The organism is Streptomyces globisporus, from assembly GCF_003501885.1.
GTDB lineage: Bacteria > Actinomycetota > Actinomycetes > Streptomycetales > Streptomycetaceae > Streptomyces > Streptomyces globisporus_D.
The window spans coordinates 21,286-35,511 of sequence record NZ_QWFA01000096.1 but is presented as its reverse complement, the minus strand read 5'-3'; the positions used below and the strand labels follow the sequence as shown (position 1 = coordinate 35,511).

The following is a 14,226-nucleotide window of genomic DNA, read 5'->3' as shown; positions in this document are numbered from 1 at the left end:
CATGTAGTCGAGTGGGGGATCGTCGACCGGTTGAGGCAGCGACCATAGACCCCTCTCCCGGGGCCCACAGGGCCGCCGGCGGTCCGATGGATCGGCGCCCAGACCCGCCGGATCGTCGACAACGCGGCTCAGGTCCGTCATCTGGAGCATCTCCAGCCAGCGCGACAGCACCAGTGCCTCGTCACTCGTGAGCTGGATCGTCACCTGACTATCACCGAGCCTCTTCGAGATGGCAACCGATCGGGTGATGGGCCGTGGGGCGCAACGGACGAGGCCCCCGGGCTGTTGTTCGAGATGTCTGACGTCTCAACAACACTGCTCGGGGGCCTCGTTGGTCGTCCATCCTGCCGCACTCGACCTGCCGCATGCACTCGTGGAGTGGGTCACCCATGCTGATCATCACCCGTGAGGGCGACCGGCGCTGCAAGCTCCGCCAGTCCCAGCGCGCGATGGTGCCACTGAGCCTTTTCCAACCTTGTTCCGATGATGGTTAGTTGGGCTGGCAGCTTAGTGAAGCCCCTGGGAGATGAGTGGTTTCGACCAAGAGAACCATCTCCACCAGGGGCTTCGCATGCTTTCCTATCCGTCCAGGATCGACGTGTCCTGCTCCGCCCTGTGCTTCCTCTCGGCTCAGATGCGGGCGGACCGCCGACGTCGTGGCACCCACCGACGAAGGCTGAGCGCCAGCTGCCAGGCCCTGTCGGGCCGGCCCATCTGCGGTGCGGGCATACCTGTGTCCAGCTCGCGGCCGGGTTCGGTGTCGGCGCCACCACCACCTACCGGTACATCGCCGAGGCCGTCAACGCACTGGCCGCACTCGCCCCAGACCTGGCTGCTGCGGTGAGGACGGCGGCACACAAGGCGTTCGTGATCCTCGCCGGGACGCTGCCGCCGATCGGCCTGGGCGTTGTCCAGCTTGGGCGGGCGACTGGTGTCCTGACGCCGCCGTAAAGCCTGCGCGCCAGCCTTTCCCACACCCGTTCTCACCGTCGCATGATTTCACCACAGAACACCAACATTCGTGCAATCTCGGCATTCGAGTTTCCCTGCCCGAACAACGCAGTTGCCCGGGCCTCGGCCGACTGCGGTCACATCAAAGGAGGAATGACAGACGCGGAGAGAACGAAAGACGGCTTGGAGGACACGGAAACAGGCTTCCACTAAAGGGTGTTGCACAAGGCCGTGTTCGGGCAGGTCAGGGCCGGCGGAGACGGTTCTCTGGTCATGATGCGAGGGCGAGGTTGTGCATCTGGGCGACGGCCTGGACGGCATGGTGGAGGCCGTCGCCGTGTTGCCGGCAATCGCGGAGGATCTTGTAGTTCTTCATCCGTCCGATCACGTGCTCGACCCGGGCGCGGACCTTGCGGTGGGCGGCGTTGTCGTCCTCCTCGCCCGGCAGCAGGGCCCGTCGGGGGCGTTTGCGGTGCGGGGTGACCATGCCGCAGTTGAGGTAGGCCCCGTCAGCCAGGACGGTGAGGCCCTGGCAGTGCTCGGCCAGACCGGAGTCGCGCCAGGCGTGCGCGTCCGCCATAGTGCCCGGCACCGGCCGGGCGGCAGCGATCACCAGGCGGGTGTCGGCATCGACGATGACCTGCACATTCGCCGAGAACCGGTAGTTCCGGCTGGAGGAACCGACACGCCGGTCACGCACCGGAACCAGGGTGCCGTCGACGATCCACAACCGGTCCGCCGCATCGGCGGGGCGGACCACGGGCTCGAGCGCGAGCAGAGGGCCCAGCTTCTGCACCACTCGGCACACCGTCGAGGACGAGACGCCGAAGAGCGGTCCGAGCTGCCGCATGGTCAGGTTCGTCCGGTAGTGCACGGCCACCACCAGCACCCGCTCAGCCAGCGGCAGACTCCACGGCCGACCCTGCAGTGTGCCGTTCCCACCCCGGTCACGGACCACTTTCAGCAACCGCCCGAACTGCTCCAACCGCAACCCCGTGAACGTATCCACCCACACGCGTTCAGCCCTCAGCACCCCAGCCATACCCCGGAGATGCCCAGATCACGGCCTTGTGCAACACCCTTTAGCGAGTCCACCGCCCCCACAGAACTGACGAAAAACCTCAGCAAGAACAGGGGGCTGGAGTTGCGTCACGAAACCACAGGTCTCCTCCGGCCGTCTCCACTAGCCTGACTGGTTATTCGCGCGCCGTGCGCGCCTGTGGCGGAGGGGGCTGTGCTGCTGTGCTGGCGCTGCGAGACCATGATCCAGAATGGATCGCGGACTACCGATTGCTTGGTCGGCTCGGTGAGGGCGGGATGGGTGTGGTGTACCTCGCCCGATCGTCGCGGGGCCGGATGGTGGCGGTGAAGTCGATCAAGGCGGAGCTGGCAGAGGTGCCTGACTTCCGGAGTCGGTTCGCCAATGAGATCGCCGTGGCACGACAAGTGGGTGGGGAGTGGACGGCCGCTGTGTTGGACGCCGCCCCGGACGCGGAACGGCCCTGGGTCGCCACTGCGTACGTGCCCGGACCGACACTGGCGGAGGTGGTGGCCCGGCATGGACCACTTCCCGAACGGTCGGTGCGTGGCCTGGCGTTCGGGCTGTGCCGGGCACTGGGCGACATCCACGCCGCCGGGCTTGTGCACCGGGACCTGAAACCGTCGAACATCATGATCACCATCGACGGCCCCAGAGTGATTGACTTCGGTATCGTCCGTGCACTGGACGCGGCCACCCGTGGCGGGCTGACATCGGCCGGGATGGTGGTGGGGACACCCGGGTTCATGGCCCCCGAGCAGGTCCGCGGCGAACGCCTCACCGAGGCCGCCGACGTCTTCTCCCTCGGCGCGACGCTGGTCTTCGCGGCCTGCGGGCGCATGGCGTTCGAGGCGAGCGAAGGCCAATTGCACGCCCTCATGTACCGAGTGGTGCACGAGGAGCCGGATCTCACAGGCGTACCAGAACCGCTGCTCGGACTAATCCAGGACTGCCTCGCCAAGGACCCGGCCGCACGCCCGTCCCTGCCCGAACTACGGGCACGAGAGGAGACGCTGTACCAAAGCCTCGGGCCATGGCTGCCAGCGGAAATCCTGGCCAGGCTGGGGCAGGACGTGGCGCAACTGCTCGAACACGAGGACCCGCGCACCCGCATCGACGCCATCCCTCGGTCTGGAATGTCACGGGCGGGCGTGGCGGGATCGGAGGTGCCGACAGTTCCTGCGGAGCCGAGGGGCGAGCGAGCCGCCGCGCACGAATCCGCCGCTCGGGGCGACACTGCACGTGACACCGCTCCTCAGCCGACGGACCACAACGTCGTCCCACTGCCCCGAAGCGGACCGCGAGAGCACCCCCTGCACCTGCTTGCCGACGAACGCAACGGCGAACCCCGTGGGGATCGGACCGCGAAGTCCTACGCCGTCGCCCTGTATGCGGCGCTCGGCCTGTTCGCGTTGGTCTCAGCCGGAATCGTCGGACACATGATCTACGTGCTGAACAGCCCGGACGACTACCACTCCTACGAGGAGGAGATGATGGCCATCTGGGCGATCTCTCAGTTCGTCGCCGGGATCGGTCTGGTCGGATGCTGGCTGCTCTGGTTCGCCAAGGTCCGCGACATCGCCGAGGGCTTCGCTCCTCGGCGTCTGCGGTACGCCCCCTCCATGGCGGTCCGAGCCTGGTTCATCCCAGTCCGCAATCTGTATCTACCCAAGCAGATTGCCGATGACATCTGGCACGCCTCCAGCCCGCCGGGACAGGCGAGAATGACCTCGGATTCCCCTCTGCGCATCTGGTGGATCTTTTGGCTAGTCACCTTTGTTACCTGGCCGGTGTTCTGGCTGGCCTTCGGCGTGGACTTCTTTCGCGGCGGTGACGACGGCACAGCCGACCTCAAGCAGTTCGGCTGGATCACCATTGCCCTCCGCCTCTTCGTCATCCCTGCCGCTGTGGTGACCGCTCGGTACGTCCACCGACTGACAATCATGCAGTCCGCGCGACTCAATGAGCCTTTTCCCCCTCACTCTGATCCGGTCAGATGAAGGGTGAGGACGGCCTGGACGATGCTGGTGATCCGGGTGGTCGAGCACCGTAGTTTGCGGAGGAGCCGCCAGGACTTGAGGGTGGCGATGGCCTGCTCGACGAGGGCCCGGATCTTTGCGTGGGACCGGTTCACCGTCTTCTGGCCTACGGAGAGGTTCTCCCACCGTCCCCAGCACGGGATGCGGATGGTGCCGCCGGCGCCCCGATACCCCTTGTCCGCCCAGCACGGGATGCCGGCCTGTGCCAGAGCGCCCACGATGCCGTGTTCGCGGGCGGCGCGGATGTCGTGGACGGCGCCGGGCAAGGCCGGTGATGCCCACAGCAGTCGACCGAAGGGGTCAGCGATGACCTGCACGTTCATCCCGTGCTTCTTGTGCTTTCCGGAGTAGAACGGCCGGTCCGCGGCGATGCGGTCGATCGGCAGGAGTGTGCCGTCCAGGATCAGGTACGCCTTCACCGGCGCGGTCCGTACCGCGTCGGCCAGACTGGGGGCGAGACCGGCCAGGAGTTCGACAGCCTCGGTGACGTAGCGGTAGGCCGTAGTGGTGCCGACGCCGAACCCGGCCGCGAGCTGGGCATACGTGTGCCCCACCCGCAGGTGGGCGAGAGTGAGCAGGGCCTGGCGACCGGCGCTCAGGCGCCGCCAGCGGGAGCCGATCGTACGGCGGTGCTGCCGCAACTGCTGCGCGAGGAAGCGGAGTGCGGAGCTGGATACGTCGACGCCCGACGGGTAGAGAAGCACGTGAAGCCTCTGGTGGAGACGGATTTTGGGTCGGAAACCCATCTACCAGGGGCTTCACCATGTTGTCAGCTCAACTGCCGTGGCCCAGAGGCAGGTTGGAAAAGGCTCACTGGTGTACCTGCGCGAACACACCACACTTGCGAAGATCGCCTCCGGGTTCGGGATCAGCGAGTCCACCGCCCACGCCTACACCAGCACGGTCGTCGACCTGCTTGCCGCACGTGCACCGGGCCTGCTCAAGACGCTGCGCGAGCACGACCCCGACTTCGTCCTGCTCGACGGCACCCTCGCCGAATGCGACCGGGTCGGCGACGGCCGGGCCGACTACTCCCACAAACACCGGCGCCATGGTGTGAACGTGCAGGTCGTTACCGACCCCGGCGGCCGGCTGCTGTGGCTCTCGCCCGCCCTGCCGGGCCGCACCCACGACCTGACCGCCGCCCGCGCCCACCGGATCATCCGGATCTGCGAGCGCCAGGGCGTCCCGATCCTGGCCGATCTCGCCTACCAGGGCGCCGGCCCGTGGCTGACCACCGGCATCAAACGCAGGCCCCTGCAGGAACTCACCCCCACCGAAAAGTCCCGCAATCAGGCACTGGCCGCAGCGCGAGCACCCGTCGAACGCGGGGTCGCAAGGCTGAAGTCCTGGCGGATCTTCCGCAGGTCCCGATGCAGCCCCAACCGCATGACGTCAATCGCCAAAGCAGTCCTCACACTGGAGCGGCAACGCTGAAGAAGCTCATTGAGCCGGGAGTACAGGCAGTGCAAAATCACCTGCTGAGTTCCGGCCAGGGGCGGCCGTTCCGAGTCAGGGCTCGGCTCCTCGTTGTATATGCGCGACGGGATGGCGACGGTCTCGCCCTGCACCTCGACCTCGAAGGGCAAAAGGGCATCGTCGGCGCGAGTCTGGCCTCCGGCATGACCGCCAGGACGCTCTTTACGTCACCGGCAAGACGGGTCGGAAACGCTGCCACCAGGGCATAGGCGACGTTCGACGGATCCCGAGGCAGCTGCACAACAGGAGGATAAGCGGCGGACATCTCGGTCTCTCAACCGCCCGCCTCAACGTTGCGGGACAGCCCCCTTAGACGTCGTTTCTTATGGCTGTCAGAGCAGTGTGAGAGCCTCCTGGCATGAGCTACGACCTGGCCGTTTGGGAAGGCGAGCGACCGGCGGACGACAAGAGCGCCCGCCGGACCTTCAGCGACCTGTACGACCGCTATCTCGACGGTGAGGTCAAGGAGCCTCCGTCCGAGCGCATCACTGCCTACGTTGCGGGGCTTCTTGACCGGTGGTGTGACATCACTGAGGACGAGGATGAGACGTCGCCGTGGTCGGTCGGGCCGCTGATCGACGGCGCAAGTGGTCCTCTGGTCTACTTCGGGTTGGCCTGGCGCAGGGCCGCGGAAGCGTCGGCCCATGCGGCAGTCGTGGCGGAGTCCATGGGGCTGGTCTGCTTCGACGTGCAGCAGGACCGGATCAGGCCGTGAGCAGGGTCGCCAAACGGCGGTAGCCGATGAGGGTTGCGGCTATGCCGACGAAGGCGAGGAAGTGTTCGGGTGGCTCTGTACACGAGAACGGGAGTCGTTTGTCGACGGCTTCGGGAGCCACCGCATCACCCTGCCGCTTGATCAATGTCGATGAGTTCGGGAGTCGCTGAGTGCCTGCGGCTCAACGGATCACGCTGGCAAGCCACTCGCTGAGCGAGCCATCGGCCGGATCACCGGCATAACCGTCTCGGCACCGGAGCCGGCCCGCCGTCCGCCCAGTAGGGCCGTTGTCACGGGCAGCGGTTACCTTGCAGCACAGAACCCAGGCAGGTTGCAGGGAGAGGAGCGGCGATGGTCGTCGAGGTGGGGTACGCGCAGGCGTGGGACCTGGAGGCTTGTGCGCCCTGGCGGCCGATGTCCGCCGAGGAGGCCCGAAAGCGGGATGCCGCCGGGCTTCCGTACGTGGTGGTGTATCGGGAGCCGGGTCGGAAGGCCCCGCTGGAAGTCCGGTTGGTCTCCTGGCGGGACCACTACGTCGGGCTGTGGGTCTACGACGCCCAAGGCCGCCGCACCTGCGATCTGGACATGCGGCTACTGGACGACCCGTCGCGGCTGCTGCGCCGGTACTCCGTCGGTTGGTACTACACAGGCCCAGAGATGGCGGAGTTCGACAAGGCGTGCCCGCGCATCACCGTGGACCTCCTCCCGGACGGGAGGGGCCGACGGACCGAGGAGCGGCAGGGGCAGGGCGGGGGCTCCTACGCCACCTCGCCCGGACTCCGGGACGACGAGCGCTGGATGGACCGCCCCGCCTTCGGGGAGTGGCCGCTGCTCTCGGCCCAGGTACACGGGCTCATCGAGCCGCCGGCCTTCGAGGCGGCTGAAGTGGCCGAGGCCCCCGAGCCAGACGACGGAGGCGCCCCCGCTACCTGCTGGCGTCCGCCGCGCCCCGCGCAGCCCGGGCCGATCAACGAGCTGTTCCGGCCCGGGGTGCGCGTGACCGACGGGTACCACCCCGAGATGACCGTCGTGGAGCCGCGCCGGGTCGGCACCCTGCGCGTACCCAGCGGGCTGCTGGCCGTCTCCGGCCCGGACATCGACCACGGCGACGGACCGCGCATTACCGTCCCTGTCCCGCCCAGAGAGCACGTACTCGACGAGGCGCGGGTCCGCCTCAGCTACCAGTGCGAGTGGCGGGACGCCGAGGTCACGACCACACAACCCACAGCCGTCCGCCTGCTCGTCAGCGAGACCCCCGCAGCGACCTGGGAGATGGCCCTCGGTCCGGACGACGATCCCCGGCTGTTCATCGAGCAGCAGATAGCCGGCTTCGATACCGACGGTGCCACCGGCTGCTTCGCCGACGCCGGGTCCTGGGATCCGCTCATCGCGCTCTTCGAGAGAGAGCTGGTGCGGGGGGAGCCGGACCTGGACGGGTACGAGGGCATCGACGACGGTTCCATGTTCATGCAGCGCACCTGGGACGAGGCTTCCGGCGGCGAGCTCATGTCCTTCGCGACGACTGGAGACGGCACCTACCCGGTGTGGGTCGGCCGTTCCGAGGCCGGTGAGGTAACGGGCGTCGTGGTGCTGGTGGCGGGGATACCCGCGCTGCTCCCGGAGCGGGACGGATCACCCACCGATGCGGCTGTGTAGACAGGGCCCTGCCCGCGGGCGCAGCCGCCAGCCTGGTGACGATCTCGGCAGCACGGTTCCCAACGCTCGGCGCCTGGAGTTCGGGGTACATGTACCCACCAGGACAGCGGCGGGGGGCCTCCCGAAGCCGTGAACATCGACTTGGCCGCCTTCGGGGTGCCTCCCGCGCTCATCGACAAACGACTCCCGTTCTCGTGGACAAAGCCATTCGGGCTTGCGTTCGTAGCGGCGGTGCAGCCGTCGGCAGCCCGCCAGCCAGGACACGGTTCTCTCGACCACCCAGCGGTGTCGGCCCAGCCGTTGCGAGGACTCGACGCCCTTGCGGGCGATGCGGTGGCGGATGCCCCGCCGACGGAGCCATCGACGCAGGTGGTCGTAGTCGTAGCCCTTGTCGGCGTGTAGTTTCGCCGGCCGTCGGCGCCGGGGCCCGCGGCGCGACCGGATGGGCGGGATGCCGCGTACGAGCGGCTCCAGGCCCTGACTGTCGTGCATGTTCGCGCCGGAGATGCCCAGGGACAACGGCAGTCCGGTCCGGTCACAGATCAGGTGGATCTTCGATCCCGGCTTACCGCGATCGGTCGGATTCGGTCCGGTCAGAGGCCCCTTTTTGCAGCCCGCAGACTGACCGAGTCGATCGCGCACCGCGTCCAGTCCAGTTCGCCTCGCGCTCCGAGTTCATCGAGGATCACGCGGTAGAGCTTCGCCCAGACGCGGTCCCGGCTCCACTGGGCCAACCTGCGGTAGACCGTGGGCCAGGCCGGGCCGAACATCGGCGGCACCTGCCGCCACGTGCAACCCGACGTCGCCACGAAGATGATCGCCGCCAGAGCCTCACGGTCACCCGCCCGACGTCGGCCACCACCCTGCGGACGTATCACCACCGTCGGCGGCACCACCCGCCTGAACAACGCCCACAAATCGTCCGGCACCAACCGCTCCAGGAGATCCGTCATGCACGGCTCAACGAACGATCAAGCCATAAGAAGCGACGTCTTAGAACTCCTAACGGAATGACTCTTTGGGGTCGGTTGCCCGACGTGAGGTGCTGTCGGGGAGCATGGGGCGATGGACGTTGAGCGGCCGTTGCCACGCGAGGTGAAGTTCATCGATTCGGCCTCGTTGTTCCGGCTGGAAGAGCGGGCGGGCGACCTCGGCCTGAGCCAGCGGTTGGACCCGACGTGGGTGCGGGTGAATGTGGCGCCCGGCGGCACTCACTATCTGTGGCCAGCCCTGTGGCACACCTTGTCCCACCGCCCTGACGTTCCCGATCACGTGCGGTGGGAACTGCTGATCACTCTGCATACGGGGGACCGCGTGGTGAGCTGGCTGGACGTGATCCCCGACGACTTCGCCCCGCTGCCGAAGGTGACCTCACGCGAAGAGGGAATACAGGTCAGGCAGCTCCTTGACCAAGCTCCTTCGGTCCGGGAGTGGCTACTGCGAGAGGGTGAGGGCTCGGGTCGGCTGTGACAGGCGTCGCCAGCAGATGAGTGCGCAGCCCAGGGTGAGGAAGGCCTCGTGGATGTCGTCGCGGATCTCCCAGCGGATCCGAAGGCGGCGGAACCAGTGCAGGTGGGCGAAGGCGCGCTCGACAACCCAGCGTTGAGTGCCGAGTCCGGAGCCGTGTTCAGTGCCACGTCGCGCGATCAGCGGCTTCGCACCGAGCGCGCGGACGAGACGGCGGTACTTGTCGTGGTCGTAGCCGCGGTCACCGAGCACGACGTCGGGGCGGCGCCGAGGTCGGCCACGCTTGCCCCGCACGGGCGGCACTGCCTGGAGCAGCGGGATGAGTTGGGTGACGTCGTTGCGGTTGCCACCGGTGAGAGTGACCGCGAGCGGGATGCCGGTGGCGTCCGTGATCAGGTGGTGCTTGCTGCCCGTCCTGCCCCGGTCGACAGGGCTTCGTCCCGTCTTGGGGCCCCTTTTAATGCTCTGATGTGGGAGCCGTCGATGGCCGCCGCAGAGAAGTCCAGGGCGTCCGCGCTGCGGAGCTTGGCCAAGAGCGCTTCGTGGAGCCGGGGCCACACGCCGGCCTCGGTCCACTCGGCCAGGCGTCGCCAGCACGTCATGCCCGACCCGAAGCCGAGTTCCTGCGGCAGGTGTTCCCAGGCGATCCTGGTATGCAGGACGAACAGGATGCCCTGGAACACCAGCCGGTCCGGATGCCGCTTCCGCCCGGGATGACGAGTGCGACGTTCGATCTTCGGCAGTAGCGGCTCAACCACCGCCCACAACTCGTCGTCGACGTCCCACGGCTTCCGCCGAGCCACTCCGCACCCCCAGATCAACGGCCCCGGAGTGATCCAACCACCTCGAAGATCATTTCGTTAGGAGTTCTTAGAACGGCTAACACAATGAGCTACATCAGCCCCGGTGGCCGTGCCTCGTAGGCGAGTTGGACGTTGTCCGGACCGTGGGGACTTCACCGTGGATCGTGCCGGATGACCTGTGGGAGCGGATCGAACCGCTGCTGCCCAAGAAGGAACGGCGGTTCCGCTACCCCGGTCGACGTCCGGTCCCGGACCGCCGGGTCCTGTGCGGGATCCTGTACGTCCTGCACACCGGCATCCAGTGGGAACACCTCCCCAAGGAGCTCGGCTTCGGCTCCGGGATGACGTGCTGGCGTCGACTGCGGGACTGGAACCAGGCCGGCGTCTGGCAGCGGCTCCACGAGACGTTGCTGGCCGAGCTCAACGCGGCCGCCCGGCTCGACTGGTCCCGCTGCGTGGTCGACTCCTCGCACGTCAGGGCGCTAAAAGGGGGCTTTACACGGGCCCGTCGCCGGTCGACCGGGGCCGGGCAGGCTCCAAGCACCACGTGATCACGGATGGCCACGGGACCCCGCTGGCGGTCCTCCTCACCGGCGGCAACCGCAACGACGTCACCCAGCTCATGCCGCTGCTGGACGCCATCCCGCCCGTCCGCGGCCGGGTCGGGCATCCTCGACGCAAGCCGGACTCGCTCTTCGCAGACCGCGGCTACGACCACGACATCTACCGCGACCAAGTCCGAGCCCGCGGCATCGTCCCCGCCATCGCACGCCGAAACACCCGCCACGGCACCGGACTCGGCGTCTACCGCTGGGTGGTAGAGCGGACCTTTGCCTGGCTCCACGGCTTCCGTCAACTCCGCGTTCGCTGGGAACGTCGAGCCGACATTCACGAAGCCTTCCTCAAACTGGCCTGCTACCTCATCACCCACCGGCACATCAGGTCACTGTGCGAGCCGCCACGAGACGGTTGACAACTTCGTCGGGGGTGAAGCTCCAACCGACCAGGCGCGGCCCGCTCCAGTTGATGCCGATCACGAGTCCATCCCGGGCGGCATCGGGCAGCACGTGATCGCACCAGGTGCCCAAGGCCATGGAATCGATGCGAAGCCCATGCCCCCAGATCTTTGCTGCCCTCTGGGCCCGCGACGAGGCCGACCAGAAGGGAAGACTTCGCGTGCCATCCGCAGAGAGGTGAGTCGGGCTTCCATCGTCATCCCGGACGAGCCAGACCGCGCTGTTCTGGCTGACGTCGCGGAAGAACGCCGCCGCTTCCGCACCACTCTGGCTCATGTCCACCGACCTTACCGTCTTCCAGCGCTCATTTCGTTTGGAGTTCTTAGGGGAGTGGGAACGAACCACTCACCTACGTGACCAATCCCGTGTCCGCCAAGAAGTCGCCGCGCTCGCGGTCGCTCCAACAGCCAGGGCGACCGCGGCGGCCGCCCAGCTGACCAAATCTGTAGCGGAGTTCGCCGTCCAGTCCCACCATTCTTGTGGATACCAGATCAGCACGAGTGCCGATGCCAAGGGCAGAGGCCAACTGAGCTGCGGACCAAACATCCTTATCGACAACAGCGCGAGACCGAACCAGATCAGGATGGAGCGAACGAACACGACTCCGGCTTCCACCCCAACGGCGAGTCCCTCTACTCCGAAGGAGACGACACAGACAGTCAACATGAGGCCCACGCAGTACCTCAACCGATACCGGTGCATGGCCGATCCGCCCATCTCCTCGTGCTTCGCCATGGCGCTACCGAGCGCTGCAGAGAGGAAGACAGCCGAGAGGAGCGGGAGTTCGCGTCTGAACGGGACCCCTGTGGTGAGTCCTCCGCTGCCGATAGAAGGCAGAGCGATATTGGAGCCACCGAAAAGTGCTGACAGAACCACGACGACGGCTGTACCCGTCAGAATGGCCGTAGCGCGGTGGACTCTGGCATACCGGGCGAAATCAGATCTGATCATCAGCGGTGCACCAGGCAGAATCTTGAAGGATGTAGCTGCGCTCCTTAGCGAGCCATTTCCGCTGCTCGGACTCCGACGCCCGTGAAGCGCGAGTTGCTTCATTCTGGGCAGCCTCTACCCCCTGCATGTGGAGCCCCTTGTCGGATACAGACGGATCTTGACCCATGGAGCGGTATTCAAGCCAGAGTCGTATGTTGTCCATGGCCTGCCAGACCCGCTCTCTTTCGGGAGGGGGAGAGCAGCGTCCCAGAGACTTGGCGAAGACTCCGTCGGCCATGGCGATCGCCGCAGTGCGGACGTGCCCCTCGGCGATGTCGAACCCTCGATCGCCCAGGTCGGTCCGCCGCAGCCCGAACTCGTGAAACGACTGCGGCGACTTCAGCCACGACCCCGATTGGTCCAAACGTTGCGCCATGAGAGTTAGCTCGGGGAGGTACTTGCGGTGCTCGGGCCACACGCATACCTCCGGAGAGCCCTTCTCGGCACGCCCGCATAGAGGCACCACCGCTGCCGCGGGCCGGTCGACGCGGAGTTCACCTGCTGCCGACGTTGCGACCAGCGAAGTCAGGGAAACGACGGCTGATCCGACGGCGACAAGACGAATGTGCCAGGCAGTCTTCTGCCGCCGCATCTGGACCTCGTCGGACCGGCGCAATGGTGGTGCTGTCACCGCCAGAACCGCAAGGGCGAGCGCGAAAAGCAACCGCAGAGCGACGGGGAGAGGCTGTAGGCGCTGGTCGGGCGGGCCGGCCAAGACGTTGAACTTGATAGGCAAGGCCAACATGCTGATGAAGCAGCCCAGCGCGCACACGATCGGAGTGAATGCGGCGGAAGGCCACCACCGGCCAGCGAGATGCCCGACAGACGCGAAGATGACCAGCGTTGCCATGCCCAGCAGGAGGTAGGAAGGCCAGAGGAAACCGGGGCCTGCCTCGCTGAGGGAGAACCCGGCGGCAGTGAGACACCCGATCACGTATGCGGCGAGCCCGAGCGTGAGGGTCGCGGCGAGCCGCGCTGTCTCGATCCGCCAAAGAGGCCTGGCCGCAGCGAGAACCGTTTCGGGCATGCCCGAACGAGACGAGCGACCAGCCTGCCACGCCGAGACGGCAGCGAGCAGCGGCCCCAGAAAGATAGTGACAACCTGGGCGGCCACGCTCGCTTCAGGCCAGACGCCGATCCAGTACCGGGAGCGGCCGAAGAGAACGACAAGATCGACAACGACCAATAGTGGCAAGGCCGTCAAGAGGGGAGAGCGGCGCAGCTCGATGAGATAGGCGTTCACGATGAGCTCCCGCCGTTGACCCGGTGTCCTCCGAGAACCGTCATGTACCCGCGTTCCAGAGGGTTGTCGCCGGGGGCAGCGAGGTCCGCCAGCTCGGCCAGCTGTAGCGGTGTGCTGCTGTGCAGCACACGGCCCTCATTCAATACGAGGACGGTGTCACACGCTGCGCCGACGTCTTCGACCAGATGTGTACTCAGAACAACTGCTGTTCCCGCGAGAGCAAGGGAACGAATGAGTTCACGAAAATCAAGGCGCTGAGCGGGATCGAGACCGACAGTTGGCTCGTCCAGCAGAAGTAGCGACGGTGCCCCGACAATAGCGGCTGCGATTCCGGCCCGGCGAAGCATGCCACCGGACAGGGACTTCATCCGGTCCTGCGCCCGATCGGCCAGGCCAACTGCCCCTAGCGCCTCCCTGGTCATAGAGTCGGCGTTCTTGGCTGGCACCTCCCGCAACCATGCGCAGTAGCGGACGAAATCTGCGATCGAGAACGCCGGGTAGAACCCGAAGTCTTGCGGCAGATAACCGATTCGGCGGCGAGCTCGACGAGCCTGCCGCTCACCATCGACCGGCTGGCCGAACAGCTCAACATGCCCGCTCCACGGCGGCGTGATCGTAGACAAGGTCCGAAATAGCGTGGTCTTACCCGCGCCGTTAGGGCCCAGCAGTCCAGTGACACCGGGGTAAACGGAGAGATCGAGATTCTCGATTATACGGTGACTGCCGTACCCCTGTGTGACAGAAGCGAGTCGGGCGATAGGGCTGAGCGTCATTGCAGGACTTTCATATGGAGCGAGAGCCCACCGGCTTGGTGGGCTCTCGTTCGGT

12 protein-coding genes and 4 pseudogenes are annotated in these 14,226 nt (G+C 66.6%); 8 read left to right on the top strand and 8 right to left on the bottom strand.

Features of this window, described 5'->3' with window-relative positions; all coding sequences use genetic code 11:
* Positions 1 to 204, bottom strand: a 204-nt coding sequence (locus tag D3105_RS34955) for a hypothetical protein (RefSeq protein ID WP_206272800.1), incomplete at its 3' end; no start/stop codon positions are given.
* A 127-nt stretch (positions 205 to 331) separates the two neighbouring features.
* Here D3105_RS34955 and D3105_RS18955 point away from each other — a divergent pair.
* Both D3105_RS18955 and D3105_RS35405 read left to right on the top strand, forming a co-directional pair.
* Positions 332 to 461 (top strand): annotated as a pseudogene (locus D3105_RS18955) (IS5/IS1182 family transposase); the annotation flags it as partial.
* Between the two features lie 110 nt (positions 462 to 571).
* Positions 572 to 897: pseudogene (locus tag D3105_RS35405) on the top strand (transposase family protein); the annotation flags it as partial.
* Positions 898 to 1,222: 325 nt separating this feature from the next.
* On the opposite strand, the gene D3105_RS18945 reads toward D3105_RS35405, so the two are convergent.
* On the bottom strand, positions 1,223 to 1,993 hold the full coding sequence (locus D3105_RS18945) for a transposase family protein (protein WP_098899738.1): 771 nt from the start codon (positions 1,991 to 1,993) through the stop codon (positions 1,223 to 1,225).
* Between the two features lie 200 nt (positions 1,994 to 2,193).
* Between D3105_RS18945 and D3105_RS18940 the strand changes: the two genes are divergently transcribed.
* A complete protein-coding gene (locus tag D3105_RS18940; RefSeq protein ID WP_240646951.1) occupies positions 2,194 to 3,990 on the top strand; it encodes a protein kinase domain-containing protein in 1,797 nt (598 codons plus the stop codon).
* On the opposite strand, the gene D3105_RS18935 is transcribed toward D3105_RS18940, so the two are convergent.
* Positions 3,969 to 4,733: a transposase family protein gene (locus tag D3105_RS18935; protein WP_118904320.1), complete on the bottom strand. Its 765-nt coding sequence runs from the start codon at positions 4,731 to 4,733 to the stop codon at positions 3,969 to 3,971. The genes D3105_RS18940 and D3105_RS18935 overlap by 22 nt on opposite strands.
* A 106-nt stretch (positions 4,734 to 4,839) precedes the next feature.
* On the opposite strand from D3105_RS18935, the pseudogene D3105_RS18930 reads away from it, so the two are divergent.
* The 3 genes and pseudogenes from D3105_RS18930 to D3105_RS18915 all read left to right on the top strand — a co-directional run.
* Positions 4,840 to 5,466, top strand: a pseudogene (locus D3105_RS18930) (transposase); the annotation flags it as partial.
* A 400-nt stretch (positions 5,467 to 5,866) separates the two neighbouring features.
* Positions 5,867 to 6,223, top strand: coding sequence for a hypothetical protein (locus D3105_RS18920; protein WP_118904319.1), 357 nt, complete (start codon positions 5,867 to 5,869; stop codon positions 6,221 to 6,223).
* Positions 6,224 to 6,574: 351 nt separating this feature from the next.
* Positions 6,575 to 7,879 (top strand): DUF4241 domain-containing protein, encoded by a 1,305-nt coding sequence (locus tag D3105_RS18915; protein ID WP_118904318.1) that lies wholly within the window; start codon positions 6,575 to 6,577, stop codon positions 7,877 to 7,879.
* A 207-nt stretch (positions 7,880 to 8,086) separates the two neighbouring features.
* On the opposite strand, the pseudogene D3105_RS18910 reads toward D3105_RS18915, so the two are convergent.
* A pseudogene (locus D3105_RS18910) lies at positions 8,087 to 8,832 on the bottom strand (IS5 family transposase); the annotation flags it as partial.
* 112 nt (positions 8,833 to 8,944) lie between these two features.
* On the opposite strand from D3105_RS18910, the gene D3105_RS18905 reads away from it, so the two are divergent.
* Positions 8,945 to 9,349, top strand: coding sequence for a hypothetical protein (locus D3105_RS18905; RefSeq protein WP_118904317.1), 405 nt, complete (start codon positions 8,945 to 8,947; stop codon positions 9,347 to 9,349).
* Here the strand turns inward: D3105_RS18905 and D3105_RS18900 are convergent.
* A protein-coding gene (locus tag D3105_RS18900; RefSeq protein ID WP_240646950.1) for an IS5 family transposase occupies positions 9,314 to 10,149 on the bottom strand; the annotation gives its coding sequence in 2 pieces (ribosomal slippage) (positions 9,314 to 9,804 and positions 9,804 to 10,149; 837 coding nt in all). The genes D3105_RS18905 and D3105_RS18900 overlap by 36 nt on opposite strands.
* Before the next feature lie 143 nt (positions 10,150 to 10,292).
* Between D3105_RS18900 and D3105_RS18895 the strand changes: the two genes are divergently transcribed.
* Positions 10,293 to 11,122, top strand: a protein-coding gene (locus tag D3105_RS18895) for an IS5 family transposase (protein ID WP_425315746.1) whose coding sequence is annotated in 2 segments (ribosomal slippage) — positions 10,293 to 10,644 and positions 10,644 to 11,122 — 831 coding nt in all. Because the reading frame shifts where the segments join, the coding sequence is not laid out codon by codon here.
* On the opposite strand, the gene D3105_RS18890 is transcribed toward D3105_RS18895, so the two are convergent.
* The 3 genes from D3105_RS18890 to D3105_RS18875 all read right to left on the bottom strand — a co-directional run bounded on the left by D3105_RS18890 (position 11,088) and on the right by D3105_RS18875 (position 14,171).
* Positions 11,088 to 11,441: a DUF2750 domain-containing protein gene (locus tag D3105_RS18890; RefSeq protein ID WP_118904323.1), complete on the bottom strand. Its 354-nt coding sequence runs from the start codon at positions 11,439 to 11,441 to the stop codon at positions 11,088 to 11,090. The genes D3105_RS18895 and D3105_RS18890 overlap by 35 nt on opposite strands.
* 661 nt (positions 11,442 to 12,102) lie before the next feature.
* Positions 12,103 to 13,398, bottom strand: coding sequence for a DUF7224 domain-containing protein (locus D3105_RS18880; protein WP_240646948.1), 1,296 nt, complete (start codon positions 13,396 to 13,398; stop codon positions 12,103 to 12,105).
* Complete coding sequence (locus D3105_RS18875; RefSeq protein WP_118904312.1) at positions 13,395 to 14,171, bottom strand: ATP-binding cassette domain-containing protein; 777 nt, start codon at positions 14,169 to 14,171, stop codon at positions 13,395 to 13,397. Before D3105_RS18875 ends, D3105_RS18880 begins: the two co-directional genes overlap by 4 nt.
* Positions 14,172 to 14,226 lie beyond the last annotated feature (55 nt).

Excerpts from the sequence above, each read along its gene's own strand:
- D3105_RS18945 (WP_098899738.1), bottom strand. The coding sequence starts at position 1,993 with ATGGCTGGGGTGCTGAGGGCTGAACGCGTGTGGGTGGATACGTTCACG.
- D3105_RS18920 (WP_118904319.1), top strand. The coding sequence starts at position 5,867 with ATGAGCTACGACCTGGCCGTTTGGGAAGGCGAGCGACCGGCGGACGAC.
- D3105_RS18915 (WP_118904318.1), top strand. The coding sequence starts at position 6,575 with ATGGTCGTCGAGGTGGGGTACGCGCAGGCGTGGGACCTGGAGGCTTGT.
- D3105_RS18905 (WP_118904317.1), top strand. The coding sequence starts at position 8,945 with ATGGACGTTGAGCGGCCGTTGCCACGCGAGGTGAAGTTCATCGATTCG.
- D3105_RS18890 (WP_118904323.1), bottom strand. The coding sequence starts at position 11,441 with ATGAGCCAGAGTGGTGCGGAAGCGGCGGCGTTCTTCCGCGACGTCAGC.
- D3105_RS18875 (WP_118904312.1), bottom strand. The coding sequence starts at position 14,171 with ATGACGCTCAGCCCTATCGCCCGACTCGCTTCTGTCACACAGGGGTAC.